We start from the raw sequence: 24,370 nt of genomic DNA, 5'->3' as shown, positions 1-24,370 counted from the left end.
ATGACTACGGGGAACGTAAGTTTCGACAAGAAGGCCGCGCTGTCCGCGGCCGCCGACCTGGATTCGCTGGCAGACCGTCTGGAAGCCGCGCTCGGCGCGGAATCTCCGGCGCTGTCGATCGCCGCCGCCGGAGCCGACGAGGTGTCGGTGCGGGCGGCCGGGACGCTGACCGCGGTCGGCGCGTCCTTCGTCCAGCAGTCCGCTCCGGGCGTGGACGAACTGCGCAAGCTGGCCACCGCGATTCGCGCCCAGGCCGATAACTTCGGCCGGGTGGAAGACGATTCCGTGGTGGACTTCGTCGCGCTCTGAACCGTGCGGTAGCCGGGACGAGGTCTCGTTTCACCGCTCGTCCCGCGCGTCGGCGGGGTCCGGATCGCCGTCCAACATGGCCAGGATGTCGGAGGGATCGGTGCCCGCCAGCACCTCCCGCTTCATGATCGCGATCTGATGCGCGGGCGAGCCGACCTCCGACGGCGGGTCGGCCGGATTGCTCAACCAGGCCCGATAGGCGGCGTGGTCGAAATCCGGGTGGTTGGCGAGTTCATAGGCCCGCCTGCGCAATTCGTCCAGATCGGCCTCGCTGCGCGGCGTCAGCCCGCTCAGATTCGCTTCCAGATGCCACGGCGTCATCTCGCGGTCGATGGCCTCGAGATCCAGATCCGCCCACACCACCTCGGGATCGACGCCGGGCCGGAAACGAATGAGCGGTTCATTGCTCGAATCCGGTTCGGTGGGCGGCTGATGCTCGTTGATGATCTTCTCGAAGTTCCGGACCCGCTGATATTCGCCGGCGGGCTCCCAGTACACGTGCGGGCCGTGCTGAATGCCCGCGTTCAAGCCCATCAGGTTGGTTTCGTGCTCGCGTAGTTCCTCGGGCGTGAGCCGGGTGCCGTCCGCATGGCGCATATCGAACAGGTCGTGATCGCCTGTGACGGGCCGGTATTCGTCGCCGACCCGGCCTTCCAGCACGCCCTCCTCGGTCACCCGGAAGTGACCCTGCGCGATCAGGTCCGCCATGTACTGCTCGTAGGCCCGGAAGTCGTTCTCACGATCGGTGAGTCGCTTCTGGAGCGCCTGAAGCTGTTCGGGGGTGAGGGATGCGGCGTCGGGAACCTGTAGTTGCCCGGGTGCGAACCGGCCGACCAGCCCCTTGGCTTCCGGCGGTGCGCCGAGCGCGATATCGGCGTCGTTGACGGTCTTGTCCTTGACCGCCATGGGTTTGGGCATGGCGCCGTCTTGCAGATGTGTCACGGCGTCGGGATTCGTCGGCCGGACATCGATGAGCAGGTCGTGCTGGTCGGCGTAGGTCTGGATCTTTTCCTGGTTCTGCTCGGGAATGCCGTAGGTGGACTGGATCTGCTGCGCGTCCGGGCTCGGTTCGTAGACCAGCACCATGCGATGTTCGGGCAGCGGCGGATTGAAGGCCGCCATCCGCGCGGTGTTGAGGTTGTTGCTCGCGCCCGCGTCGATCGTGTAGTCGTAGTCGCTGTTCCCGGGGTACGGGAAGACGCGATGCTCGTCGATACGGAACGGGTTGGGCTGCTTGCGATCCCGGTAAACGGCGTCGATCGCATCCCACAGCTTGGTACCCAGAATATGGTTCCGGTCGCCCGGTTTACCGCCCTCCCGCTCGGGCTTCATATCCCACTGCACTTCGACGCGGCCGCCGGGCGCGAGCGTGTCCGCCAGGCGTTCGGCGATGGCGCGGTATACGGCATCGGGTAGATCGGCGCTGACATTGTTGATGAAGATCCGCCCGACCGCACCCGCGGGCGCATCGGTGAGCAGATGCCCATTGGTCAGCAGATCGCCGAACACCATGACGGTTCCGGCCTCGGTCAGCGGTCCCGGATCCAGAATGCCGAGGTCGCGGCGGCGCTGGCCCGCGACCGCGAAATCGGAGGCCAGTTCGGTCTTGATGATCAGCCCGCCGCCGTCGCGATCCGCGGCCGGCGTCATCTCCACCGCGAAAGCGCTGCGCCCGACACCGACATCGACGGTGTGACCGCCCTGGACGCGCGCCACCGGCGGGCGCGGTTGATGCGGGATGCGGGTGTTGTCCGGACCGAAAGCGTTCTGCGCCAGCGGCAGCCGATGCTGCGGTCGCGGCCGGGGGAGAATCTCGACGGTCGATTTCCCGTCCGCCCCGTCGTGCACGACCACCGTGTACTCGATATTCAAGCCGTGTGCGGTAGCGGCGCGATTGGCGCGATCCACTTCGCGCAGGAAGTCGCCCAGTGTCACGGGCGTCGTGCTGCCCGCGACGTGCAGTCGTCCGCTGTCATGGTCCAGCACCGCGGTGATCCGGTTCGGAGCGTCGGCGAAAGCGTCGGCGGCGGAACGCATCCGAGTGAATACCTCGGGATCGATGGCGGCGTGGAACGCCTCCGGCATGCTGTTGCGGAACTGCTCGACGGCATCCCGCAGCGCCGCGGCGCGCTCCTGCGGCGACAGCGCCGGATCATTGAGTGCGGCATTGATGGGATCCAGCGACTCCAGCAGGAAATCGACCTTCACCGTGCCGCGTGCGGGTTTCGTGCTCGGCTCGAACAGCGGGTCGAAGATGCGCCGTGCCGACTCCTCGCGCATCCGCCCGTCGAGCGCCCGCTGTTCGGCACGCACGAGGTCTCCGGCGAAATCGCCGGAAACCTGCTGCCGCAACCGGTTCAGATGCTCCTGGGCCGCCCGCTCGTAGTCGGCATCGCTCAGCTCCGGCCCGAACCGGGGACGGAATTCGAGCAGGTTCCGTTCCTCGAGAGCCACCCGTCGGGCGAGCGCGGACTCCGGCGCGGTGTGCTGCGACGAATCATGCTCCGCCAGTAGCCGTTCGACGATCGGCCCGTGCACCGGATCCCGCAGCCCGAGCCGGTTCACCAGATCGTCGAAGTCCCGCCGCAAGCGCGGCAGCTCCTGTGCGCGTGCGGGATCCACCGCGGTCTGATCGATCTGGGCGGTCAGCGTGCGAAGCTCGGCGAAGCGTCCCCCGAGGTGCGGCGTCAGCGCGGTCGGCCGATCCTCCCGCGAATCGACCGGAATCACCGGATCCTGGAACAGCCGGATCTCCGCCAGCTCGTGCGAGAGCGCCCGCACCACATCCGCGTCCCTGGCGCGCGGCGACAATTCGATGTCGTACCCGCCCGGCCGAGCCCGGAATTCAGCCACCGGTGCGTCATCCGACGGATTCGCGGGCGTCTCGGCGATCGAGACGGTGACGGTCTCACCGTTGTCCAGCAGGAAGTGCTGCTGATCCCGATTCCACGAAACACCCTCCGGCGTGATCAGAGCCAGATTCTTGCTGATCTGATCCGCCACGAACTCCGGTGTGAGATCGGGAGCCCCGGCGGGCCGGGCATTGCCATGGAAATCGCCGACCGCCCTGGCCGTACCGCTGTCCCTGGAATCCGCGGGCGTGACGGGCCGATCACCGGGCGACCGGGTCCCCTCACCGGAACGATGCTGACCCGGTGTATCCACCGGAACCGGCACAGGCCCTGCGGTTCCCGGTGCTGCCGAGGTCTCGGTAGCGCGCGGCACCTCCCGCACGGGATGCGATCCGTCACCGTGGTCGCGGGCCCGGATATCCGACGTGTCGAGCCGGGGCGCATCCGGTTCGACACGTGGGCCGGTGGCCCGCTCGGATGTCACCGGGTTGTCGAAATCTGCCCGGGTCAAGCCGGGTTCGCGTGGCGATCCGACGTGATCGATCGCGGTGGGCGCGGCCTGAATAGGCGAGGTCGGCACGGGCTTCGCGGTGGCGCCGTCCGTGGGGACCGACAGGCGAACATCCCGCGCGGGTATGCCGGAGCGAGCAGGATCGGCGGCGGATGTCCGTGGATCGGTAGCGGAGTGGGGGCCGGTGTTCGAGCCCGCGCCGGGGTGGGACCCGGGTGCGGCGTTGCTCGGCGAAACGCCCGCCCCGGGAGTCGAGGCGGATGTTCCGGCGGTGGATGCCGGTGCCGAGGTGTTCGCGGCAGCTGGGCTGGCGCCGGAAGTCGACTGGGGAGTAGTCGCCGACCCCGGGGATGACGTAGTCCCGGATCCTGTCGCGCTCGGTCCGCCGGAGGTTCCCGGCGCGGACATCCCCGCTGACGGGCCGGTCCCGATGGCGGAACCCGGTGCGATGGCCGCACCGGAAGCCCCGTTCGACTGTCCGGTATTCGATTGCTGACCAGCATCATTCGAATCCGGTGCGCTGATCCGGCTCTCGGATCGTGGCGCGCTGTCCGAACCGCGGTGCGAAGATTCGCCCGCCTCGCCCTTGTCCGCCGCATCGGCCTCGGGCCGATCCCGTCGGCTGTCCACCACGGCCGGTGCGTTGTTCTCGCCGGTGGTGGGCTCATGCTGTTGAGCCGGAGCCTCCTGCCGCGCCCCGGTGCCGGTATCGGTATCGCCCGCACTGGAACTGGCGGCATGCGTGCGCGTCCCATCGGATTCGCCGGATGGCTCGTGCTGCTGCGACCCGGACCCGTTCTGCCCGCTCGGCGAATCCGTGCCGCCGTCAGACCCGTGCTGCGATCCGGACCCGTGCTGTGCGCCCGGTGCTTCGGGTGCTTGTTGTGATCCGGATCCGTCCTGTGCGCCCGGTGCTTCGGTGCGAGCTTCGGGTGCTTGTTGTGGTCCGGACCCGTCTTGTGCGCCTGGTGCTTCGGTGCGGGCTTCGGGTGCTTGTTGTGGTCCGGATCCGTTTTGCGCGCCCGGTGCTTCGGTTCGGCCTTCCGGCGCCGCCGGTGTTCCGCTCCCGCTCTGTGTGCCCGTGGCATCCGGCTGCCCGATATTCGATCCGATCGGCGCACCCGAATGATCGGACTGCCCCGCGAACCCGTGCAGCGCGCTCGGCCCGGCTCCCGACAATGCCCCGCCGGTCAGCGAGCGGGGATCGAAATCCCAGTTGCCGTTGAGCATTCCGCCCGTCAGCCAGGCCGCTCCCGCCCCGGCCGCGCCCGCCGTCGCCCCGGTGATACCGCCCTTGAGCGCTCCCTTCCAGCCACCCACGTCCGGCGGCAGGAAGTGGTTCATCCCGTACCCGGCCGCGCCGCCGGTCGCACCCGCGACCGCGGAGATGATCGCGTTGTCCCGCATCGCACCCCAGTCGTACCCATCGGTATGACCGGTCTGCTGCTGAATGGTCTGCACCAGGAATTCCTGCGAGAGCCCTTGGAACGTCTCGACCAGCGCCTCCTGCGTCACCTCGTAGATCAGCTTGGGAAGTATCTGCCGCAGTAGCGGATTGGTGATCCGCCGTCCGATCAACGACATGATCCGATTGGCGAACTGCTCACCGAGCAGCCGGAACCAGGTTCGCGCCGTCGCGAACGCGGTCCCCTCCAGCGCCGGCGCGAACGGCCCCGAGCCCGCCGCGATGGCCAGTTCGGCCACCAGCCACGCGCCCGCGATATAGAAGTTCAGCTTGGCCGACTGGAGCTGATCGCCCATATCGTCGGCGGCCTTGGCCAGCGCCCGATAGTGGTCCCCGAGCTCGCTGATCGACCCGTGCCCGGCCTCGTTCCCATCACGCAGCGGCTTCAACCAGGCCAGGATCTGCGCGCCGCCATCGCCCTCCGGATAGGCGTCCCCGAGCTTCCCGATCAGCGCGTCGAGATCGTCGACGAGATCATCGACCTGCCCCGCAACGGCTTCCAGATCCTGAGCCATCCGCCACATGCGGTCCTCGTTGCCGTGCGGCCAGTCGGATCCGACGAACCACTCCAGCCATTCCAGCCAGGACGGAAACTCCAGCGCCACAAAGCCCCTCACGCCCGTCGCAGCAGATCTCGACGAGACCGACTGTGCCACAACGTTGCCGGTGAACTCAACACGAACAGCGAATATCCCGCACTTGACCGGAAGATGTCCGGCCCCGGTGATAGGGTCCGGCGGAAAGGAGGCCCGCATGGCCGAGTTCGAATGGCCGGACCCGGTGCGCACCCCGGAAACCCGCACTCCCGGCTACGTGCTCTGCTACGAGTGCGACGGTCTGGGCTGGTGCCCGAGCTGCGGCGGGCGCGGCTGGCTGGACGACGGCGCGGGCGGCCGCAAACGGTGCCCCGAATGCCATGCGACCGGTGTCTGCCCCATCTGCCAGCGCGCGGGCCAGCTGGCCATCTCCCAGCTTTCGCCCTATCAGCGCGGCTACTATCCCGAATTGCCCGCCGACTCCGAGTGATTCACCACCCCGAGTTGGTGGCTCCCCGCTCGTTCTCCGCCCGCCACCGGTCGTAATCCACCGAGTTCCGGAACTCCGGCCCCAACTCCACCGACTCCGTCACCCGCCGCGATTTGGGCGGTGCGAGCGAAGCGGGCGGAATGGTCGGCGCCTGCGCTTGAAGATCCGGCATGCCCTCGAACAGCTCGGACAGCTTGGGCATGCGCGCCCGTTCATCCCGCAGCGGCCGCATCAGCTCCCGCGTCTGCTGGGCCACATCCGCGGCCGCCTTCTGTGCCGCGGTGGTCACCGCCGCACCGATCTCATCGTGCGAGAGGTCCCCGGCATCCGCGCTCAACCGGGTAGCGATCACGATCCCGTCCGCGTTCACGGTCACCGTCACCCGCCCGCCGGCCGCACTCGCACTGGCCGTCAACTGCGCCCGCTTCCGCGAAGCCTCCGCGATGGCCCGCATCTGCTGCTGGAACTCCTCCAGAATCGACGCCGCGTCCCCTGCCTCCCGCATTACCGGTACCGGAAGCTGTTCTTGTTCTTCAGCTCCATGTTCCGGAGCGTGGTCTCGGCCTTCGCCAACCCCTTGGCCAGATTCCCGAACGAGGTCCCGAGGTTGTCGGTCCCGCTGGTGATGTTGTCGGTCCCGACGACGAACCCCTTCTCCCCGTCGGCGAACTTGCCCCCGAACTCGTCATCCCCCCAAGCCGATTGCCCCGCCGCGACCGCGGCCCGCCCATCACTCGCGATGGCGTTCAACCGCGCCCTGATCTCCCCCGCGATAGAAGCCGCGTCCCCGACAAGCTTCGAGGTGGCCCGCACTGTTCCCGACATGGAGATCCCCATTCCGACGATCACGATTCTGCACTCAGCACAGCGAAATCGACTCTGCCACAGCACATCGGTGAACTCAACATGAACTCCCCGCACCCGGAATGGCCCGCCCACCCGATCTCAGGCAAGGTATTCGGCATGCCCGACACGCTCCCGCTCGCCCGGACCAACGCGGAAGCCCGCCTCTACCTCAGCCTCCAGGACTGCCCGAGCTGCGGCGAAAGTCAGTGCGCCTTCCGCAGCGCGGTGGTCACCATCGACGGTGTACTGGCCAGCCGGTACACGGGGGAGTGCCCGCGCTGCGGATCCCATCGCGAATACACTTTCCGCCTCCCCGACGAGGTCCTCCCGCCGCCCGCCCGCTCGGTCCAATTCGGCCTGGACGACCCCTCCGAACTGCTGGATCCCGGTGTGTGGCTCTGGTATTCGGACGTCGCCGCCCGCCAGGTTCCCGCCGATCCCTCGGTTTTGGACGACCGCGCCCGGCGCGCCGGCCGCCACGCCCTGGCCACCGCCTTGGCGGCCATCGAGGAAACCCTCAAGTTCGTTCCCGCCGATTCCGACCGAATCCCGGCCGCGGCCTTCACCTCCGGTCGTGGACGCACGGTCTTCGAAGCCGAACCCGGCCGCTTCACCCGCCCCCGGCTGCAAGCCCTGCTCGACCATTACACCGTGACGCTGAACACCTGGGGATAACCCTCCGCCGGTCCGTTTGCCTGCCCGACCGGTTGGCATTAGCGTCCATTTCGACGCATCGGAGTCGGACGTGGGGGGAGCGGTCACTATGCGCCGCAAGCGAATCGCGCTGGTCGGATCGATGCTGCTGGCGGCCTCGATCGCCACGGGGTGCTCCACTGTGCCCGGCACCCCCGTGGCCGCACCCGACACCTCCCCGTTCTACGCCGCCCTCGTAGACCTGCTCACCCAACCGGTCGCCCACTACACCGGTTCCAGCTCCCAAGGCGCGTCCTGGGATCTGCGCGCCACCTCCGGCGGGGAAATGGTCGGCGCGGTCACCGCCGCCGGCCAGCAGAAGACGGACGTCCTCACCGTCGACGGCAAGACCTACCTCAAGCCGCCCAAGACGGCCCTGGCCTCCAACCTCCCTCGCGGCATGACCAGCGCCTCCCTCGAAGGCAAGTGGGTAACCGGCTCCGACGACCTCGCCGCCGTGGTCCCCACCGGCGCCTGGTCCCCGCGCGAGCTGGCCCTCACCCTCCTCCGCGGCCTCGACCAAACCACCGACTTCCCTCGAGCGGGCGCACCCACCGTGCAGGTCGGCTCCGACCAAGGCATCGAAGTAGGCACTCCCACCGGCACATTGGCCGTCTCGGCGAAAGCCCCCCACCGCCTCCTCCGCTGGATCCCCGCCGCACCCTCCGCGGCAACCCGCACCTCCACCGCCGGGTCCGGCGGCTCGACCGGTTCCGGAGGTTCGGCCGGAGGCGCATCCGGCGGCATCGCAACCTACGGCACCGACGGGCAACTGGGCCCCATCCTCTTCCCGGTGGTAACCCCCGCCGACCGCGAACAGACCTACAACGACCTAGCCTCCCAAGCACAAACCCTCACCAACGCGGTAAACCTGGGCGTCTCCTTCGATTTCGACTCGAAGGGCAGCCTCAAATGCGACAACTCCAGCTGCACCGTCACCTCCACGGTCACCACCAAAACAACGGCCACAGCCGGAGCCCGCCTCACCGGCAACATTTCCGCCGTAATGAAAGCCTCCGTAGCGGTAGACGGCACCCCCAGCACCGGCTGCGCCACCACCCAATCCCTCCCCTTGAACGGCAGCGGCGTAATGACCTGCGTAGACACCGGCGTAGCCGCCCTCGTCTCCGCCATCCGCTCCCGCAAACAAGCCGAAGCCGACGCCAAGGCGAGAGCCCAAAACCGCGACGTCACAGTCGAATACACCATCAACTACACCGGCTCGGTAGACATCCAGGCGGTAGCCATGGTCCAAGCCGAAATCGACCGGGTGGTCACCGTGATCCGCACCGCCCAAGACTCCGCCCGCACCCGCTCCAGCTGCGGCACGAACTGCTCATACCAACAGGCCCCCTACAACAAAGACCAACTGAGCCAAGCCGCCTACCGCAACCGCCGATCCGGCGCCTCCACCCCCAGCAACAACCTCATCGTCGCCCTGGTCCCCGGCATCGACCCCCAGAACGGCGACCTCGTAATCGGCTCAGGCGACGGCCAATCCGACAACCCCACCGCCCGCGCCGAAGAAGACCTCCTCGCCAAACTCACCGCCAAGGGCTTCAAACCCGACCAAATCACCGGCCTCTACAGCGAACGCCAACCCTGCTTCGCCTCCTGCGGCACCAAACTCCAGGGCCTCCGCCCCGAAACCCCCGTCTCCTACAGCGTCCCGTGGGTGTCGAATGACGCCGCTGCGCTGAGCGCCGGAAATGATTTGCTACAGAAGCTGATAGCCGAAGCCGGCGGCAAGTGAGTCAGGCAGATGCGCCAATGCTCTACTACCACGCGGTCTGCCGCGGTGAATTCGGAACCACGCCACCCTTCACCCTCTTCGTGAGCAAGCACAAGTCCCAAGACGCACTCGTCTGGAACCAGGGCATCCAAGCCTGGCAATACGACCCCGAGCGTGTCGCCAGGTTCACCAGCGACTACAAGAACGACGACCGCTGGCAGATCGTCGACCGCCCCACCGCGGAAGCCTTCGCCCGCAACCTCGCCGTCGATGGTTCCAGCGCCAGCGAACTCCCCAGCGAAGACTGGATCGAATGGTTCTTCTCCTGGAAGGGCGACCCTCCGGAGTACGAGGACATCTCCTGGAACGACGACGAGTACGTCCGCCAGATCAAGGAAGAACGTTCCCGCCGAGAAAACCCCTGACCCGTCACGCTCCGCCGCGCTGCCATCGAAACCCGTTCGCCTCCCGCTGCTCTCGCCAGCGGTCGGTATCGGACCCGCCGCCCCGGTCGCCAGCCCGATGTACGAAGCACGCGTTCTGTCTCGTCCGTGAACCGACCCACAACTACTTCCCGCGATACTCTTCCCAGCTCGGCATTCGGAACGAAGGTGCGTCCGCCGCAATCCCGCTCGTCTCGAACTCCGCATTGATGCCCCGAGCGTTCAACTCGTCGAACGCTTCCACCATCACACGCCTGAAGTCCTCGCCGTAGTCATAACGTCGCCCATCGATGACAAACGCGGCCGCCGCGTCCCCACCCGCAATGATCCTGACGATGCAAACCTCGGGCGCGGACAGCCATCGAGCCCGTGCTTCAGGGCAATTCAAGGCCGTCCGCATCTGACCTTCGGTCGGAACCGCCGCCACGTACCCGCACTTCCTGATGTGTTCCAAGAAGTCCGCCTCGAGCGGCACCCCATGCTCTTTCAGGTAGTACCCGATGGCGATCGCCCAAAGCCACTCGCCGTCGGTCCGAATGATCGAATGAACCACCTCACCGCGACTGGGATCCAACATGTCCGCTGACCGTCGCCGGGTCCCCAACGCAAACCCGCCACCCTCCAGGAACTGCACGATCTTGTCGACCTCCGCCGGATCGGGTACCACCACGCGATCCGCCGAAAGAACCGGCCTCCCAGCGTCATCGACCCCGTCGAACGAACCCGCAAATCGCATCCTTCACCCCTCCCCGCCCCGGCCACGCCGGGCGGCCTATCCAACTTCTTTCAACCAATGTCGTCTGAAGACGCCACCCTTCACGCTTTTGTGAGCAAGTCCAACTCACAGGACGCACGCGCTCGCGAAGCGAACCTCGGCGAGATCAGTTGAGATTCACGATGTGGCCTTCGATGGCATTGTCGATCGGTGTTGCGCTGCCGCATGATCCGGTCGGCTCAGCACCGTCGAGAATTGTGTCGAGAACGGCGGCGCGGTCCAGTGTCGGCGGAAAGATGCACGTGCTGCGGGCACTGAGGATGACCGCGTGCAACACGGCCGCGTAGATCCGGGTTCGCGCCACGGTCAATCGCCAACCGCACCGCTCGTGCTCGCGAAGCCTGGCTTCGACCGCGTCGAGCACATCCACGATCACCTGCAATTCCATCTGCTCGCTCTCATCGCACGGCATGGCGACCTCCGGAAAGCAATGCGCTGGCGGTGAATCCTGTTGTGGCGGCGAAGTTCCGGCGCGTTGTTGTCACTTCGCTGCGCTCGCACTCCACCCGTTCGCGAATCGATCGGACCGTCCACCGATCGCCGCCGTGCCGCCCGCCGGCCTCGGCTAGCACCCGCCGACATCGATCCATGACAACGCTTCCCGCGCAACCGAGTACGAGCCCGGTGAGGAGGTTGAGCACTGCGACCATCACGACGACCACCTGATTTCGGCGATGAGAAGGGCTACTGCGATGCTTCCAAGGATCGTACGCCTGCGCAGATTGCGCGTCAGGACATTCCGAATACTCTGATGCCTATCGGCTATCCTCATCTGCCATGGTCGACTCGCGAAACGTCGCTACTCTCCGCTCGCAGTGGCTCGGTCAACGGCTTCGAGAGCAGCGCGAGAAGGCAGGCATCACACTGTCCGACGCGGCCGAATACCTGGGCGTCAAGGGCAGTTCGACCATGAGCCGCTACGAAACCGGCATCATCCCGCTGCGATGGACTGATGTCGACGCCCTCCTCACCATGTACGGCGTCGCCGATCAAGGACTGCGATCCGAACTGATCGACCTCGCCAAAGAGGCATGGCGCAAGGGTTGGTGGGACGAGTACCGAGATGTGGTGGGCGGCAGGCGATATCTCGACGCCTTCTGGCTCGAAGGCCGCGCGCGTCACATCCGAACCTTCAATCTGGGATTCATCCACGGCCTCCTCGAGACACCCGACTACATGGGCGCGATCTTCCGCGGTGACCCGTCCTTCGACAAAGCCGCAACAGCCCGCGCCACCGAACTGCGCCTTGCCCGCCAACGGATCCTGGACACCGGCCAAACGTCGATCACAGCGATCATCAGCGAGCTGGTGCTGAGGCAGACCATCGGCAGCCCGGCCATCATGCGAGAACAGCTCGATCATCTGCTGGCCATGAGCGAACGGGACAACATCACCATCCGGGTACTCGGCTTCGATGCCACCGCCTACCACGCATTGGCGGGCGCTTTCACACTTTTCGACCTCGGCGAGCCATTCGCTCCCGTCGCATACGTCGAGAACCTCGCAGGCTGCCTGTACGTCGAATCTCCCGCAGTGGAGCGGTATCTCCGCACGTACGATGAAATCGAGAAGGCCGCACTCTCCCCGAGGGAATCAACAGCGGCGATCAGTAGAGCGTGCAAGGGATGGAAATGATCGAACGCTGGCGCAAAAGCACATTCAGCCAGGGCAGCGAACACTGCGTCGAGATCCTCGAAACGCCAGAATCCGTCCTCGTCCGAGACAGCAAATATCTTCGCGACGCCGCGAACGACCCTGCGCGCCAACCGATCATCTCAATCCCCTCCTCGGACTGGCCGACGTTCCTCGACCTCGCGCTCGGTCGTCCCGCCATTCGCCCGGTCGGCATCCCCACCCTGGATCGACATTCCGATGGCGGCATCACACTCCGCGACGCCGCCGGCGTGACCCTCGTCTACACGGCCGCCGAATGGGAAGCCTTCACCGCCGGTATCGCGGTCGGCGAGTTCGCCGCCTGACCATGCGGCGCGGCCACCCCACCAAGGAGCAGTTGCACGAGAGCTTCGATCGTGTGCTGTCGATGGTGCTGACGGGAGTCGGCGTTCCGAGTTCGAGCGGGCTCGATCCGGAAACCACGGAAGCTTTGTGGGCGATCGCCAAGTCGTACCCGGCCATCACCGAAGATCTCGTCGATGCTGCCCGCCGCGCCTTCACCGGGCAGTTGGACGGCAGCAATACGGCGCGTTGGCGGACGGCGCGCGACCGCAGGCTGGGTTAGCCCCTTCGGCATTCTCGATCTAGGTCGCGCGGCGCATGAATTCTTCAGCCTGCCGACGCAGTTCGGGCGGCGCCGGCTTCCAGGTCGGGCTGGCCATGAATGCCGCCAGCTTGTCCCGCTTCTCGACCTCGGGTGTGGAGGGACCGACACCGATCACCCACCAGAGTTCCTCGAGGTTCTGTGCAGGCAAGTCCCAGTACATTGTGCGCAGCCAATTCTCGTTCTCCCACATCGTCTCGTAACTGTCGCGATGCGGCGGCGGGAAGACCTCGAACTCGAATACTTCGAGATCGGCATCCAGCGTGGCCGCCGTGAAAATCGGCTGCCAGCGTGCGATCTCCTCATCGCCGAGATCGACGTCCGCGGCGGCGGAGATTCGCAGAACCCACAGGCTATCCTCTATCCGCCAAAGATCCAGGCTCACCGAGAGAGGTTCAGTCGTCTCATGCGTGGCCAGCCCTCATCCGATCCCGGCTGGCCGGTGAGCCGTTAGGATGCGACCACCCCGAACCCTGGCCACTTTCCGTCCTGCCTGGCCTGCCGCAGGATTTTCCCGGCCGCCGGCACCATAAGATGGCTGCCCACCTGGCCGGAACGCAGTCTCCGACTGCCTTTCTCGATGATCAGACTGTCCAGGAGAGCGTCCCTGTCACCGCCATAGAGATACTCGACCTCAGCCGCGTCTTCGCGAATCAGTTTGTAGTGCACCAGCAACGCCATCGAACGACCCCCAGTTCAGAAGTATCGAGCTATAGCTTCCTCGATCTCCGAGGTGAATTCTATCGACGTCGGTGGCACAAACCCTCGTTGCCGCACGTGGTGCAGGAAGTCGACAGGGATCTCGAGCTCATATTTGGCGAGGTAGTGAATGGAATCGACTCGCCAGACCCACGCGCCATCTGATATCAGCGACGAGGCACTCATGATCCTCTCTGTCTGGTCGATCAGGTCCGTCTCGACATCGAGTACGTCGAAGATTCCGGGCGCGGTGCGCATATAGGTCAGCACCCGCTGACGATCTGCGATCTCATGGTCGGCAACGGCATCCCGCAAGCAGGGCAAATCATCGTGCCCCCGGGCATACATCTCTCGATAAACCCCAACGGTTTTCAAAGTACTACCCCCTCTGCTTCTCGCTCGATCAGAGCGAGCGCGGCTTCCAGCGCGAGCGGCTCGACATTGGGCGTGCGATGTCCGAGAGTCCTGATGTGCTCGACGAACTGCCGCTGCGGCGCCAAACCGGTTGTGCGGCCGAAGATGTCACCCAATCTGGAGTAGGTGTCGGTGTAATTTCCGAGCGAGTTGTAATAGAGGTTGTACATGCTGTAGCCGGGCGGCAGGGTGTCGATCAACAGCGCACAGATGACATCGAGAAGCTTGCTCTGATCGGCCATGTCCATCGGGCCTTCGATAACGGCGCTCACGATCTGCCGATCCGGTTGCGCCGCGTCGAAATGGCTCCGCAGCCAGGGTGGAAGGTGGAAGGCATCACGGGGAAACGCCTCGAAGTCGCGCAACCAGATGTCAACGGACAGCGGCGGGTGCAATTCGGGCTCGCAATGGAAGTTGTAACCGACCGAGTAGCCTCCTCGGGAGCTCAGGCAGAGTCGGATTGAAAACCAAGTGCCCTGGCCATCGGCGTACATGACCTGCCGTAACCGAGCAAGAACCTGCCCCAACCGCCACAGGGTTTCTGGATTCAGAGTGCCCGGATGGGGAACAACGGTGGCGCGATCCTTCATGAGGTTCGTGAGCCGCAACTGATGCCCATCGACCGTGACCGCCGCAGACAGTTCCACTCGAGCCGAATCACCTTCGGGCGCAAGTTCGGTCAAAGACGATGCGATCCGGGCAACCAGCCCTCCCCGTTGATCAGGTTCAGTTCTCAGGGTGGGCTTGTCCGGTTGGGACATCCGGCTGCCTCTCAGCGCCAACCTTCGGCAGCGCGACGTTTGATTGTCGCGATCGCTTCCTCGGCCTCTGCCTCGGATACCTCTATGTAATCGCTGTCGTTGTGGCCGAGCTGGTACTTGTCGAAGAACTCGGTTGCGGTCCAGCCCTGTCCGTTGAACCGGTACGACTCCGATCGTGTTATGCCGTCGATCTCGTAACGCCGCATAACGGCGGAAGGCTCGGGGCGGATGTCGCTGAGTTTGAAGTAAAAACGCAGGTTCTTCATGGACAACTCCTGATTCTCGGTAAGGGCTTCAGTTCGAGCGCCGGACCTCGCCTCGGAAGATCGCGGCCTTCTGCCGGCTCCCGGGCAGCCCCAGATACGGGCATCCGTCGACGCCCGACCGCAAGCGCACGTGCGGATCCTCTGCTTCGATCCATTGCAGCTTTCCTGACTCGACCCACGGGGCGAGCTCGAAATCGTATTCGTCGACGCGTGACTCGTGTTCAGACCATCCGAGCCATCCGCCCTGGTCGTCATAGACGTCGTAGGTGTTCGCCCCCCAGACGTTCTCCAACGGGGAACCTGTCACCCGCGGCCCGAAATAGCTGATGGCCCAACCGGTATGGGGCCCAACGGAGATCTGATTCAACACCGCGTGCACTCCGTCATTCGAGAGAATCCGCGGAATCACGTACGGCACACCGGGACCAGGCTCACACCAGAATTTCGCGAAGGCGACCGGCTCGCCGAGCCTCATTGCCCCACACATCGTCAACCAGGTGGCCGGCATCGCCCGATGCTCGCGCCAGGGGTTGTCGTGATCCCAGAACCACCCGTCGAGGTCACCGGTATCGATCTTGTACTCGACGACTTCGCCTGTGTCCGGGCACCGCGCAACCGGTACGTAGGGCAGCGCCTTCGCGTATTTCCGCATGATCACCGCTCGCTGATCGCGCACGGCCTTCTCACCGGCGACGTCGCCCGCATCTCCGAGCCGACGAGCTTCATCGAGCAACTCTGCACCGCGCACCACCAGCTCGGCGCGGGAAAGCAATGCCTCATACTCCACGCTCGCCAGCCTACTTCCGCTGAAATGGACATTCGTCCGCGCATCAGACCGCCGCGGCGATCTCTTGGAGGGCAGCGGCCGGTCGCGGTTGGTTGGCGACGTGGACCGGGGGCTGCGCGTTTCCGGCCAGGACGTATGGCATCCACTCATCGGAATGTCGCGAGTGCCCTGTCCGGGAAGGCTGACTGGAGCGCAAGGCGATGACGGCATCGGTCACCTTCGACGAACTCGCTCTCATTGTGGCCGAGGAACTGGTGAATGTGATCGGCTCGCCGAACCGCATCGCGCCGCATATCGTCAACCAAGTCGCCGACACTTTTGAATACTCATGCAAGGGTTTGTCGTGATCCCACGTATCAGAGCGGCACGTAATCACCGTGATCGAGGGTCCACGCTCGCTAGCTTACTTTCTAGTCGGATGGGCAGCTCGACTCGGCGCCACCGGCTTCGGTGCCTGGGCAATTAACATCAACTGAGGAGGTGGTCGCGCGCTGCGACTTCTCCAGGATCGCCTGATGGGAGGTGCCACCACCAATGGCTTTCCGGCATACCCGGCGGGATAATACTTTCAGGAAGGGGTGGGACATCCGGCGCTCTGTCGTTGAGCATTTCATCCATTTCGTCGAGGAGGTCGAGGGCTTCCTCGTCAAAAACTGAGGATCCACCCGGGTAATCGTCGATTAGCAGTTGGATGGCGGAACGATGTATCGAGGGCTCATACCATCCATCGATCCTTGAACGTATGGCGTAATCCAAACCTCGATCGATGTACGAGTAGAGGCTTCGGCCGTTCGCGATCATAAGATCCGACACATCGCGTCGGAACGCCTCCAGTTCGTCTTTACTGGGGGGATTAGCCTTGGTTGCAAGGCCGACTTGCACACCGACGATCGATGTCATGGCGCGAGAAAATAGATTAACTCGGGCCTTGTGCTGACCGGATTGGTTTAGCAGTAAAGCATCTCTGAGATCGGCGAGGGTATTCGACATACACTCGGTCGTGGCAGGGAACGACACGATCAGCATTACTTGACCACCGCCTTCGGGGTTCCGTAGCTTGCGATTCGCACAGTGCCGTCTGTACTGACCTTGACGATCGCCTCGAGTACGATCGCGCCTTCGTTCGTTGGGATACTCCGATGATAGATCAAGTCCTTGACTCCGCCTGGGCCCTCTCTTAGCAATTCCAGGCTTCCAGAGCGAACGGTCTCTGCGGCGCTATCCTGATAGGTCTCAATGTTCGACTTTCCTCGAAATTCGCTCGAAGGCAACTCATCTAGATGCTTCAAGACATGATAGGCCGCACCGACCTCGTCGCCGAATCCGAGGTTGTCGATTTTGCTCACCGCGTCCGGCAGTTGGCCGTCGGGTGTGGCTGGATCGATCTTTTGGGCCTGCTGACCGCTGGCTCTGACCTGTTCCATATCATGGTAGAGTTGAGATTGAACTCCGGAAAGCTTCTCTTCCAGGAAGATTCGGGCGGCATAGCCCTGATTGTTCTCGCCGTTCCTTTTCTGGGAATAGTCGACTGTTTCCTTGAAATCGCCGAATACGGATTTCATATACTCGAATGCATTGGCGAACTTCCAGGGGTTTCCCCGACCGCCGTTCTCGAGCGCAAATTTATACCCAGCCAGATCCATTCCCGTTGCCTTCTTGGGGAAACCGTTGTTCTCGATTACGTTCGCTACACGCACGCGCCCCGGATGGTTGGCCGGCAATTCGCCATAGATATCGGAAGGGGTTAGACCTTCTGCTTTGAGCTCGTTAGTAAGCTTGGCATCGGCTTTCTCGATCCACTCCCGAGTCTTCTGGTCCAGGGATGGGAATTCTGTGGACTCATCGGGGCGATGTGTTGATGGCGCCGTTTGGGCAGGTTGGCTATCCGGCTCTGTCTCTCGGTTCGTATGTTCGTGGTGTGAATCATCTGTGTTTGATTTGTTGGGCTTGGAAGTCTCGTTCTCGAGAGGAGTAAATGCCTTTTCTTCGATCGAGGGTTTACCCCCGCTCTGGACGGGATTTTCTTTGGACTGCGGAGTCTGTGCCTCGGGCCCATGATCCGCATGGTTGCCCGGAAGACCGTTCGGATCGGTGCCACGAGCCGACAATTCGTCCGATGAGAGAACCAGGTTCGGCTCTTGTGTCGCAGCGGGCGGTTCAATTGCGTTGGACTCTTGAGGCCCGGCAACTGCGTGCGCCTCTTCTGCCATCTTCTCGGAGGCGTTGGCCTTCTCCTGCGATGGCGGCTTGGCCTCGCCTTTTCGAGGCGCGCCGTCTTGATCCCGTGCCGCTGGGGTTTCGGTTCGGACCGGCTCAGGGTCCGTACCTGACGGTTTCACCTCAGTGGGCTCGCGGAGCGGTCCTGATTCCACAGTGTGCCCGACCGGTGTTGAAGAGTCGACCAGGATGGGATCGGCGTCCGGGCTGTACCTGATCAGAGGTTCTCCACCAGGTTTGTGTGCATCGATAATCGCCTGATAAATGCCCTCATGTACCGGCGGACCAGTTGTCTTCCAGTACATGTGAGCGCCATGTTTGACGCCCATGTCACGAGACAGCATGTCGTTGACCACTGCCCAGTATTCCTTGGCGGGCAGCCGATCGCCGTTGGGGTACCGGATGTCGAATACGTCGTGATCACCCGTCAAGGGCTTTTTTACGCCGTCTTTGTCGTAGCCGTGGACCACACCGTCCTCGACGACGTATTTTTCCTTCTTCCCGTATTCCTTCATGGATTCCTGGAATTCGTTCCACTCCGCCAATCGCTTGTCGTAGCGTTTGTTCACCTCCTCCCACAGATGAGGAGGGACTTCCGCTTCCACAGGTCTGGTCGGCTCGAAGAACCCGACGAGCCCGACGTTCTCGGGTGATGCTCCGATGTAAGGGTCGAGCTCGTTGATGGTCTTGACCTTGATGTCCAAACCCTTGGGCAGCGCGCCCTTTTCGAGCCATGCGGGGGTCGCGGGATTCGTCGGCCGGACATCCAGCACGACCCCGTGATCGTTTGCGACTTCTTGGAACTTCTCCTGGTTGCCCTTGGGCATGCCGTATTCGTTGAGGAGCTCGTCGGAGGAAACCGGGCGCGGGATCTGTTCGTCGCCTTTACGTGGCTCTTCCGGGGCGGTTTCGTCCTTCTCACGCGGCGGCTGGTGTTCGGACTCGGCCTCGCGGGCGTTCGGTGCGGTCTGTTCCTCTTCCACCTTCCCCGACGGCGTAGTCCGTTCAGCCGCAGCCTCTTCCGGCGGATTGGACGTGGCTTCGGGAGCAGTGCTCGGCTCTTCCCTGCCCTTCGGAATTCCTTCCTCGGTGGCGGGCCGACCGGGCTCCGGCGCGGGTTGGGCCCGCTCTCCCTCCGGAACCTGTTTTCCAGTCGGCTCCGATCCTGGTTCCGATTCGGGTCGAGGATTCGGCTGTTCTTCCGTGGTGCGCGATTCGGGTGTCGGCAGTTCGTCAGCCGTACGGTAATTCGCAGGTGGGGTGCGAGTGGGAGGTCTGCTGAGGGTTTCGGCACCCAGCGGATGCGGAACCGAATTGAAGATGGCGTTCTGCTGGGCTTCGAGTGCAATGCGCCTGGGATCGCCCTCCGGCAGCAGCCGGATCTCGTCGTAGAGATCGTGGGTGCGCATCTTGGCGTCGAAGCTCTCGGGGGTGTGGAACTGAACTTCGAAGACCTGGCCTGTTTCCGGGTCCTTCCAGAACGAGTTGAATCCGCGATACCCCTCATCGCCCCAGGTCGGTTTCCGTTTGACGGGCTCGTAGCCCTCGTCGAGCAGACGCTGTTCGGCGGCTCTGACGTTTTCGGTGTACTCGTGTGTTTCCCAGGTAGAGGTGTAACGGACCGAGTCCTTCATATCGGCCAGGGCTGCGGCAATGTCACCACCGTTCTCCTCGAGGGCACCGGCGAACTTGCGTTTGAAGGAGTCTTCGTCTTTGAGCCGGTATTCGAGGCCCTTCATCTCGGCGCCGGTCTCGGCCGCCATGCGTTGCATGGCTTCGGTGACCTTGGGCTCGTTTTCTGTTGAGCGCGACAGGAATTCGTTCGCGGCGCGATTCTGCTCGGGAGTGAGGGTCAGGTTCGGGTCTTCGGGGCTGACCCATCCTGGTTCGGTGTTGTGTTCGCCCGGCTGTGCCGGTGTCGTGGTTTCGTCTGGGTGTTGCTGGGTCGGTTGCTCGTCCTTGGTACGCGGAGCCTCGTGAGTGGCTTCGTGTTCAGCGGCGCGCGTCGGATGGACGAGGGTTTCGGCGCCGGGGGGATGCGGTACGGAGTCGAAGATGGCGTTTTGCTCGGCCTCGAGTTCGACACGTCGGGGGTCGCCTTCGGGTAGCAGCCGGATCTCGTCGTAGAGGTCGTGGGTGCGCATCTTGGCGTCGAAGCTCTCGGGGGTGTGGAACTGAACTTCGAAGACCTGGCCGGTTTCGGTGTCCCTCCAGAAGGAGTTGAAACCCCGGTACCCTTCGTCCCCCCACGTGGGTTTCCGTTTGACGGGCTCATAACCCGAGTCGAGCAGGTTTCGCTCTGCTGCTCTTACGTTTTCGGTGTATTCGTGGGTTTCCCAGGTGGCGGTGTAACGGACGGAATCCTTCATATCGGCGAGTGCTGCCGCGATGTCACCGCCGTTCTCGTCCAGCGCGCCGGCGAGCTTGCGTTTGAAGGAGTCCTCGTCTTTGAGCCGGTATTCCAGCCCCTTCATCTCGGCGGCGGTCTCGGTTGCCATGTGCTGCATGGCTTCGGTGACCTTGGGCTCGTTTTCCGTTGAGCGTGCGAGGAATTCGTCGGCGGCGCGGTTCTGTTCGTGGGTCAGGGTGAGGTTCGGGTCCTCAGGGCTGACCCACGCCGGTTCTGCTTCGTGTTCACCCGGACGAGTCGGCTGAGTGGACTCGTCGGGATGCTGCTCGGCCGGGTTCTCTTCCTTGGCATGCGGAGCCTCGTGGGCTGCTTCGTGATCGGCGGGGCGTGCGGAGTTGACGAGGGTCTCGGCGCCGGGTGGATGCGGGACGGAGTTGAAGATCTCGTTCTGTTGGGCCTCGAGTTCAACGCGTCGGGGATCCCCTTCGGGCAACAGCCGGATTTCGTCGTAGAGGCCGTGGGTGGCCATCTTGGCGTCGAAGCTTTCGGGGGTGTGGAACTGAACCTCGAAGACCTGACCGGTTTCCGAGTCTTTCCAGAAGGAGTTGAAGCCTCGGTAGCCTTCTTCACCCCAGGTAGGTTTGCGCTTGACGGGCTCGAAGCCTTGATCGCGCAGGTATTGCTCAGCCGCCCTGACGTTTTCGGTGTATGTGTGCGTTTCCCAGGTGGCGGTGTAGCGGACCGAGTCCTTCATATTCGCGAGGGCCGCGGCGATGTCTCCGCCGTTCTCCTCGAGCTCGGTCGCGAACTTCCGCTTGAACGAGTCCTCGTCCTTGAGCCGGTATTCCAGGCCCTTCATCTCGGCGGCGGTCTCGGTTGCCATGTGCTGCATGGCTTCGGTGACCTTGGGCTCGTTTTCCGTTGAGCGTGCGAGGAATTCGTCGGCGGCGCGGTTCTGTTCGTGGGTCAGGGTGAGGTTGGGGTCCTCGGGGCTGACCCAGGCCGCTTCCGTGTCGTGTTCGCCGGGACGTGCCGGAGTCTCGTCGGACTGGACCGGTTCGGCTTCCTCGCGTGGCGGCGCGACTTCGGTGGTTTTCTTGGGGAGGGTTGGGGTCTTCTCCTCTATGCGTCCAGCGAGCGCCGGGTCATGTTCGCGCAACAGCTGTTGCGGAGTCTGCTTCGTCGCCGGGTCACGCATCCCGAGTTCGTCCAGTACCTCGGCGATTTCATTGCGCAGCCTGGCTTGCTCGTTCGTCCGAGTCGGATCTTTCAGCGCCTTGCCGAGTTGTGCGTCCAGCACCCGTAGCTCCGCGAATCGCCCGCCCAAATGGGTGGTCATCTGACCGGGAGTTTCGGAGATCGGGTCACGCAGGATCGCCGGATCCTGCTCCAACCGGATCTCGGCGACCTCGTGCGCCACTGCGCGCGCGACATCCTCGGTCCGTGCGCGTTCGGAGACGGTCACTTCGTATGCGGGTGGCTGGTCCGTGCGTTCGGGGCCACGCCCTTCGGTCTCCTCGAGCCTGGAGAACCTCGCGACCGTGCCGGGTTCGGTCTCGCCGACCCTGACGTGGATCTCGGTGCCGTCCTCCAGGACGAACTTGGCGGTTTCCGGATCCCACACCACGTCTTCCGGTTTGACCGCGCCGAGGTTTTCCTCGATCTCGCGCACCAGTTCGCTGTGCGCGAGATCGGCCTGTTCATGTGGTCTGGCATCGCCGCGGAAGCTCCCGAGGTCGGAGGCATTGCCGCGGTTGGGTTCTGGGCGAGATCCCTGAGCATCGCTCGGCCGTGCCGACTCGACCGGGTCCGGGACCGGGAATAAACCCCCGGTGGTATCCGGTGCCTCGCCTTGCTTGCGGTTCTCGGGAAGATCCGCACGGCTGTTCGGATTCCGTTCCGCTGCAGGGGTGTTCGTTGCGGCTCTGGGTGTCGGTATCTCGTTCGAGCGGCCGGCCTGGCTTTCCGGGACCCGCTCGGGCCGCGGCACCGCGGTATCCGATGGAGTCCGGTGAATCGCGGCCGATGTTTCACCGGGCGTTCGCGCGCCGGGTTCGGTGAACGGTCGATTGTGCGGGGTGACCTGATCGGCCGGGGTATGACTTGCGGGCACGGCTGAATCGACTGCCGCTGGTCGCACGGCAGCCGGCTCCGGTACCGATGGAGCAGGGTTGTGAACCAGCTCCGCCGGTACGACCGGTGTGTGACCAACCGGCAGCGCGTCATTGCGGATAACCGCAGGTTGCCCGGTGGTCTCGGACTTCTGGGGTGCACCGTGGTTCGGCGCTACCTCGTTCCGGCGGCCCGCTTCGGAGGCGCCGCGTTCCGTCGACTCGGGCAGAGCCCTCTGCAGCTCGGATTCTCGACCGGTGAGCTTGGCTTCCGGTCCCCGAGGCACCGCTTTGTCCTGTGCACCCGCCGCGACATTCGGACGCTCCGAACCGGGTGCCCCCGCGGCATTCCGGGCTCCGCCCTCGTTCGATTGCGGACGATTCTGTGCGCCGGCATCGCGTGATTGCGCGTTCTCGGTGGCTGTCCCCTGGCGTCCGGGGTTTTCGTTGGACCGAGCGCCTTCGGCACTCGCGCCGCCGCGTCCGCCATCGGATCCGCTGTGCGATCCGGCGGGGTTCCCGGCCTTGGGCTCCTGGCCGCCCAGCGCGGCGTTCGCACCACTGTGCTGTGCACCGCTCTGTACCGCGATGTTCTGCTGCGCGACTTCGGTTTTGCCGGCACCGGCCTCCACATGCGATCCGAGCTGAGCGCTTTGACCGCCCGGCACGGATTCGATATTCGCGGCGGTCGCGGCACGGCCTGAATTCGAGCCCAGCGCATTGCTCTTCGGCTCGCCGCTGGATTCCGAACCGGCGGTGTGTGAACTGCCGTCGTGCGGGGTCATTCCATGGCGCGCACTGCCGAGCCCGCCCATGCCCAAACCGCCGAGAGCGAGCTGATAGTGGAACTTCTTGTCGACGTCGTCCCAATTGCCTTTGTCGTAGTACTGGGTACCGAGGCCGGCCGCGTACATGCCCCCGCCGCCGGCGAGGCCACCGAGCCCACCGGATACGGTCTCGCCGAACAATTTGGCCCCGGCTTGCGCTTTGGACGTGACCTGCTTCTCCAGCATGGACGGGATCAGCTTTCCCATTCCGGCACTGATCAACCCATGCACGGGTGCGCCGACCGCGCCACCGGCACCCCATTCGAGCGCCGTCTGGAAAGTCCTTTTCAGGTCATAACCGTTGTCTCGGTTGCCCTCCAACATCTGTGCGCCCTGAATGGCGGCATCCATGCCGGCGCCGATCGTGGCGCCACCCCCCGCGCCGATCGCGGCCAATGACGGGTATTTGATCAGCGCCGGTGCTTTGTTCACCGAATTGAGGCCCTTGGCCAGCGGAACCCCGATCCGCCGATACAGCGGGGCGGCCATCTTCTTAGCGGCATTGCGCGCCATGATCAGGCCGATGCGATCCGCAGCCGCGGCCGCGAACTTCTCCAATACCCCGCGCGCCGCGACCAAATAGGCGGGGGCCAGCGCACTTCCAGCCGCCGAGTACATCAGCGACAACACGCCCCACAGCGTCATCACCGCGAAGATCTCTTCCTGAATCTTCGTGTACTCGATTTCCGTTGCCGTGGAACGTGCACTGGCACCCAGCGCATCCAAGCTCGCGACCAGCTGCTGAACGGAGTACTGTCCGTCGCCGAGCAGGATCCCCAGTTCCTTGACCGCAGCCGCGCCGCCGTCACCGACGTAATAGTGCGAGAGGTTATTGCTGGCGGCCAGTAGCTCTGGTTCGAGGTTCTTCAGATCGGCCGCGGCCTTCTTCCACGCATCACCTAGCGCGAACAGCTCATCCTCATCGCCCTTGGGATAGGCAGCACCCCAGTTGAGCCATTGCATGAGCCAGCCCGGGATGAGGTCCCCGACCGCGGTCAACTTCGACAT

22 protein-coding genes are annotated in these 24,370 nt (G+C 64.3%); 9 read left to right on the top strand and 13 right to left on the bottom strand.

Going from position 1 to position 24,370, the window contains the following annotated elements; translation table 11 throughout:
• Positions 1-309 (top strand): PE family protein, encoded by a 309-nt coding sequence (locus NI1_RS13040; RefSeq protein WP_067819113.1) that lies wholly within the window; start codon positions 1-3, stop codon positions 307-309.
• A gap of 30 nt (positions 310-339) precedes the next feature.
• Here the strand turns inward: NI1_RS13040 and NI1_RS13035 are convergent, their stop codons facing one another.
• Positions 340-5,754 carry a WXG100-like domain-containing protein gene (locus tag NI1_RS13035; RefSeq protein WP_169815573.1) on the bottom strand — a complete coding sequence of 1,805 codons (5,415 nt, stop codon included), beginning with the start codon at positions 5,752-5,754 and terminating at the stop codon, positions 340-342.
• 136 nt (positions 5,755-5,890) lie between these two features.
• Here NI1_RS13035 and NI1_RS13030 point away from each other — a divergent pair, with 136 nt between their 5' ends.
• Entirely contained in the window at positions 5,891-6,163 is a 273-nt protein-coding gene (locus tag NI1_RS13030; protein ID WP_067819107.1) for a hypothetical protein, read from the top strand.
• 1 nt (position 6,164) lies between these two features.
• Here the strand turns inward: NI1_RS13030 and NI1_RS13025 are convergent, their stop codons facing one another.
• Together NI1_RS13025 and NI1_RS13020 are read right to left on the bottom strand one after the other, a co-directional pair.
• Positions 6,165-6,668 carry a YbaB/EbfC family nucleoid-associated protein gene (locus NI1_RS13025; RefSeq protein ID WP_067819104.1) on the bottom strand — a complete coding sequence of 168 codons (504 nt, stop codon included), beginning with the start codon at positions 6,666-6,668 and terminating at the stop codon, positions 6,165-6,167.
• Complete coding sequence (locus NI1_RS13020; RefSeq protein WP_157535097.1) at positions 6,668-6,988, bottom strand: hypothetical protein; 321 nt, start codon at positions 6,986-6,988, stop codon at positions 6,668-6,670. The genes NI1_RS13025 and NI1_RS13020 overlap by 1 nt, the downstream gene beginning before the upstream one ends.
• 138 nt (positions 6,989-7,126) lie before the next feature.
• On the opposite strand from NI1_RS13020, the gene NI1_RS13015 reads away from it, so the two are divergent.
• The 3 genes from NI1_RS13015 (at position 7,127) to NI1_RS13005 (ending at position 9,859) form a co-directional block, all read left to right on the top strand.
• Positions 7,127-7,684, top strand: a complete 558-nt coding sequence (locus tag NI1_RS13015; protein WP_067819348.1) for a hypothetical protein — start codon at positions 7,127-7,129, stop codon at positions 7,682-7,684.
• An 88-nt stretch (positions 7,685-7,772) separates the two neighbouring features.
• Complete coding sequence (locus tag NI1_RS13010; RefSeq protein ID WP_067819098.1) at positions 7,773-9,455, top strand: nucleic acid/nucleotide deaminase domain-containing protein; 1,683 nt, start codon at positions 7,773-7,775, stop codon at positions 9,453-9,455.
• Complete coding sequence (locus tag NI1_RS13005; protein WP_157535096.1) at positions 9,452-9,859, top strand: hypothetical protein; 408 nt, start codon at positions 9,452-9,454, stop codon at positions 9,857-9,859. Before NI1_RS13010 ends, NI1_RS13005 begins: the two co-directional genes overlap by 4 nt.
• 142 nt (positions 9,860-10,001) lie before the next feature.
• Here the strand turns inward: NI1_RS13005 and NI1_RS13000 are convergent, their stop codons facing one another.
• Positions 10,002-10,613, bottom strand: coding sequence for a hypothetical protein (locus NI1_RS13000; protein ID WP_157535095.1), 612 nt, complete (start codon positions 10,611-10,613; stop codon positions 10,002-10,004).
• A gap of 145 nt (positions 10,614-10,758) precedes the next feature.
• Entirely contained in the window at positions 10,759-11,028 is a 270-nt protein-coding gene (locus tag NI1_RS12995) for a hypothetical protein (RefSeq protein WP_157535094.1), read from the bottom strand.
• Between the two features lie 401 nt (positions 11,029-11,429).
• Here NI1_RS12995 and NI1_RS12990 point away from each other — a divergent pair, with 401 nt between their 5' ends.
• Genes NI1_RS12990 through NI1_RS12980 form a run of 3 tightly spaced genes read left to right on the top strand, consistent with a single transcriptional unit; the run spans position 11,430 to position 12,891 of the window.
• On the top strand, positions 11,430-12,287 hold the full coding sequence (locus tag NI1_RS12990; protein ID WP_067819087.1) for a helix-turn-helix domain-containing protein: 858 nt from the start codon (positions 11,430-11,432) through the stop codon (positions 12,285-12,287).
• On the top strand, positions 12,284-12,631 hold the full coding sequence (locus NI1_RS12985) for a DUF397 domain-containing protein (RefSeq protein WP_169815572.1): 348 nt from the start codon (positions 12,284-12,286) through the stop codon (positions 12,629-12,631). Before NI1_RS12990 ends, NI1_RS12985 begins: the two co-directional genes overlap by 4 nt.
• A 2-nt stretch (positions 12,632-12,633) precedes the next feature.
• Positions 12,634-12,891, top strand: a complete 258-nt coding sequence (locus NI1_RS12980) for a hypothetical protein (protein ID WP_067819081.1) — start codon at positions 12,634-12,636, stop codon at positions 12,889-12,891.
• 19 nt (positions 12,892-12,910) lie between these two features.
• On the opposite strand, the gene NI1_RS12975 is transcribed toward NI1_RS12980, so the two are convergent.
• From NI1_RS12975 to NI1_RS12950, 6 genes are all read right to left on the bottom strand, one after another.
• Positions 12,911-13,315 carry a hypothetical protein gene (locus NI1_RS12975; RefSeq protein WP_067819077.1) on the bottom strand — a complete coding sequence of 135 codons (405 nt, stop codon included), beginning with the start codon at positions 13,313-13,315 and terminating at the stop codon, positions 12,911-12,913.
• Between the two features lie 65 nt (positions 13,316-13,380).
• On the bottom strand, positions 13,381-13,611 hold the full coding sequence (locus NI1_RS12970; protein ID WP_067819074.1) for a hypothetical protein: 231 nt from the start codon (positions 13,609-13,611) through the stop codon (positions 13,381-13,383).
• Positions 13,612-13,626: 15 nt separating this feature from the next.
• Positions 13,627-14,004, bottom strand: a complete 378-nt coding sequence (locus NI1_RS12965) for a hypothetical protein (RefSeq protein WP_245663194.1) — start codon at positions 14,002-14,004, stop codon at positions 13,627-13,629.
• Positions 14,001-14,690, bottom strand: a complete 690-nt coding sequence (locus NI1_RS12960; protein ID WP_067819067.1) for a hypothetical protein — start codon at positions 14,688-14,690, stop codon at positions 14,001-14,003. Before NI1_RS12960 ends, NI1_RS12965 begins: the two co-directional genes overlap by 4 nt.
• A 125-nt stretch (positions 14,691-14,815) precedes the next feature.
• Positions 14,816-15,070 (bottom strand): hypothetical protein, encoded by a 255-nt coding sequence (locus tag NI1_RS12955; protein ID WP_157535093.1) that lies wholly within the window; start codon positions 15,068-15,070, stop codon positions 14,816-14,818.
• 28 nt (positions 15,071-15,098) lie between these two features.
• Positions 15,099-15,857: a hypothetical protein gene (locus tag NI1_RS12950; RefSeq protein ID WP_067819060.1), complete on the bottom strand. Its 759-nt coding sequence runs from the start codon at positions 15,855-15,857 to the stop codon at positions 15,099-15,101.
• Between the two features lie 200 nt (positions 15,858-16,057).
• Between NI1_RS12950 and NI1_RS37905 the strand changes: the two genes are divergently transcribed.
• Positions 16,058-16,204, top strand: coding sequence for a hypothetical protein (locus NI1_RS37905; RefSeq protein ID WP_157535092.1), 147 nt, complete (start codon positions 16,058-16,060; stop codon positions 16,202-16,204).
• A gap of 121 nt (positions 16,205-16,325) precedes the next feature.
• On the opposite strand, the gene NI1_RS37900 is transcribed toward NI1_RS37905, so the two are convergent.
• The gene (locus NI1_RS37900) at positions 16,326-16,757 is read right to left on the bottom strand and encodes a hypothetical protein (RefSeq protein ID WP_157535091.1); all 432 of its coding nucleotides are present in this window, start codon (positions 16,755-16,757) and stop codon (positions 16,326-16,328) included.
• Positions 16,758-16,882: 125 nt separating this feature from the next.
• Complete coding sequence (locus NI1_RS38645; RefSeq protein WP_067819057.1) at positions 16,883-24,370, bottom strand: WXG100-like domain-containing protein; 7,488 nt, start codon at positions 24,368-24,370, stop codon at positions 16,883-16,885.

The sequence above is a fragment of the Nocardia inohanensis NBRC 100128 genome (genome assembly GCF_001612945.1).
GTDB lineage: Bacteria > Actinomycetota > Actinomycetes > Mycobacteriales > Mycobacteriaceae > Nocardia > Nocardia inohanensis.
This window is presented reverse-complemented; position numbering and strand designations above follow the sequence as displayed.

What these genes read in the sequence shown, in the direction of transcription:
- NI1_RS13020 (WP_157535097.1), bottom strand. Translation starts at nt 6,988, where the DNA reads ATGTCGGGAACAGTGCGGGCCACCTCGAAGCTTGTCGGGGACGCGGCT.
- NI1_RS13025 (WP_067819104.1), bottom strand. Translation starts at nt 6,668, where the DNA reads ATGCGGGAGGCAGGGGACGCGGCGTCGATTCTGGAGGAGTTCCAGCAG.
- NI1_RS13000 (WP_157535095.1), bottom strand. Translation starts at nt 10,613, where the DNA reads ATGCGATTTGCGGGTTCGTTCGACGGGGTCGATGACGCTGGGAGGCCG.
- NI1_RS12990 (WP_067819087.1), top strand. Translation starts at nt 11,430, where the DNA reads ATGGTCGACTCGCGAAACGTCGCTACTCTCCGCTCGCAGTGGCTCGGT.
- NI1_RS13010 (WP_067819098.1), top strand. Translation starts at nt 7,773, where the DNA reads ATGCGCCGCAAGCGAATCGCGCTGGTCGGATCGATGCTGCTGGCGGCC.
- NI1_RS12970 (WP_067819074.1), bottom strand. Translation starts at nt 13,611, where the DNA reads ATGGCGTTGCTGGTGCACTACAAACTGATTCGCGAAGACGCGGCTGAG.
- NI1_RS13015 (WP_067819348.1), top strand. Translation starts at nt 7,127, where the DNA reads ATGCCCGACACGCTCCCGCTCGCCCGGACCAACGCGGAAGCCCGCCTC.
- NI1_RS13040 (WP_067819113.1), top strand. Translation starts at nt 1, where the DNA reads ATGACTACGGGGAACGTAAGTTTCGACAAGAAGGCCGCGCTGTCCGCG.
- NI1_RS12980 (WP_067819081.1), top strand. Translation starts at nt 12,634, where the DNA reads ATGCGGCGCGGCCACCCCACCAAGGAGCAGTTGCACGAGAGCTTCGAT.
- NI1_RS12985 (WP_169815572.1), top strand. Translation starts at nt 12,284, where the DNA reads ATGATCGAACGCTGGCGCAAAAGCACATTCAGCCAGGGCAGCGAACAC.
- NI1_RS37900 (WP_157535091.1), bottom strand. Translation starts at nt 16,757, where the DNA reads ATGACATCGATCGTCGGTGTGCAAGTCGGCCTTGCAACCAAGGCTAAT.
- NI1_RS38645 (WP_067819057.1), bottom strand. Translation starts at nt 24,370, where the DNA reads ATGTCGAAGTTGACCGCGGTCGGGGACCTCATCCCGGGCTGGCTCATG.
- NI1_RS13030 (WP_067819107.1), top strand. Translation starts at nt 5,891, where the DNA reads ATGGCCGAGTTCGAATGGCCGGACCCGGTGCGCACCCCGGAAACCCGC.
- NI1_RS37905 (WP_157535092.1), top strand. Translation starts at nt 16,058, where the DNA reads ATGACGGCATCGGTCACCTTCGACGAACTCGCTCTCATTGTGGCCGAG.
- NI1_RS12955 (WP_157535093.1), bottom strand. Translation starts at nt 15,070, where the DNA reads ATGAAGAACCTGCGTTTTTACTTCAAACTCAGCGACATCCGCCCCGAG.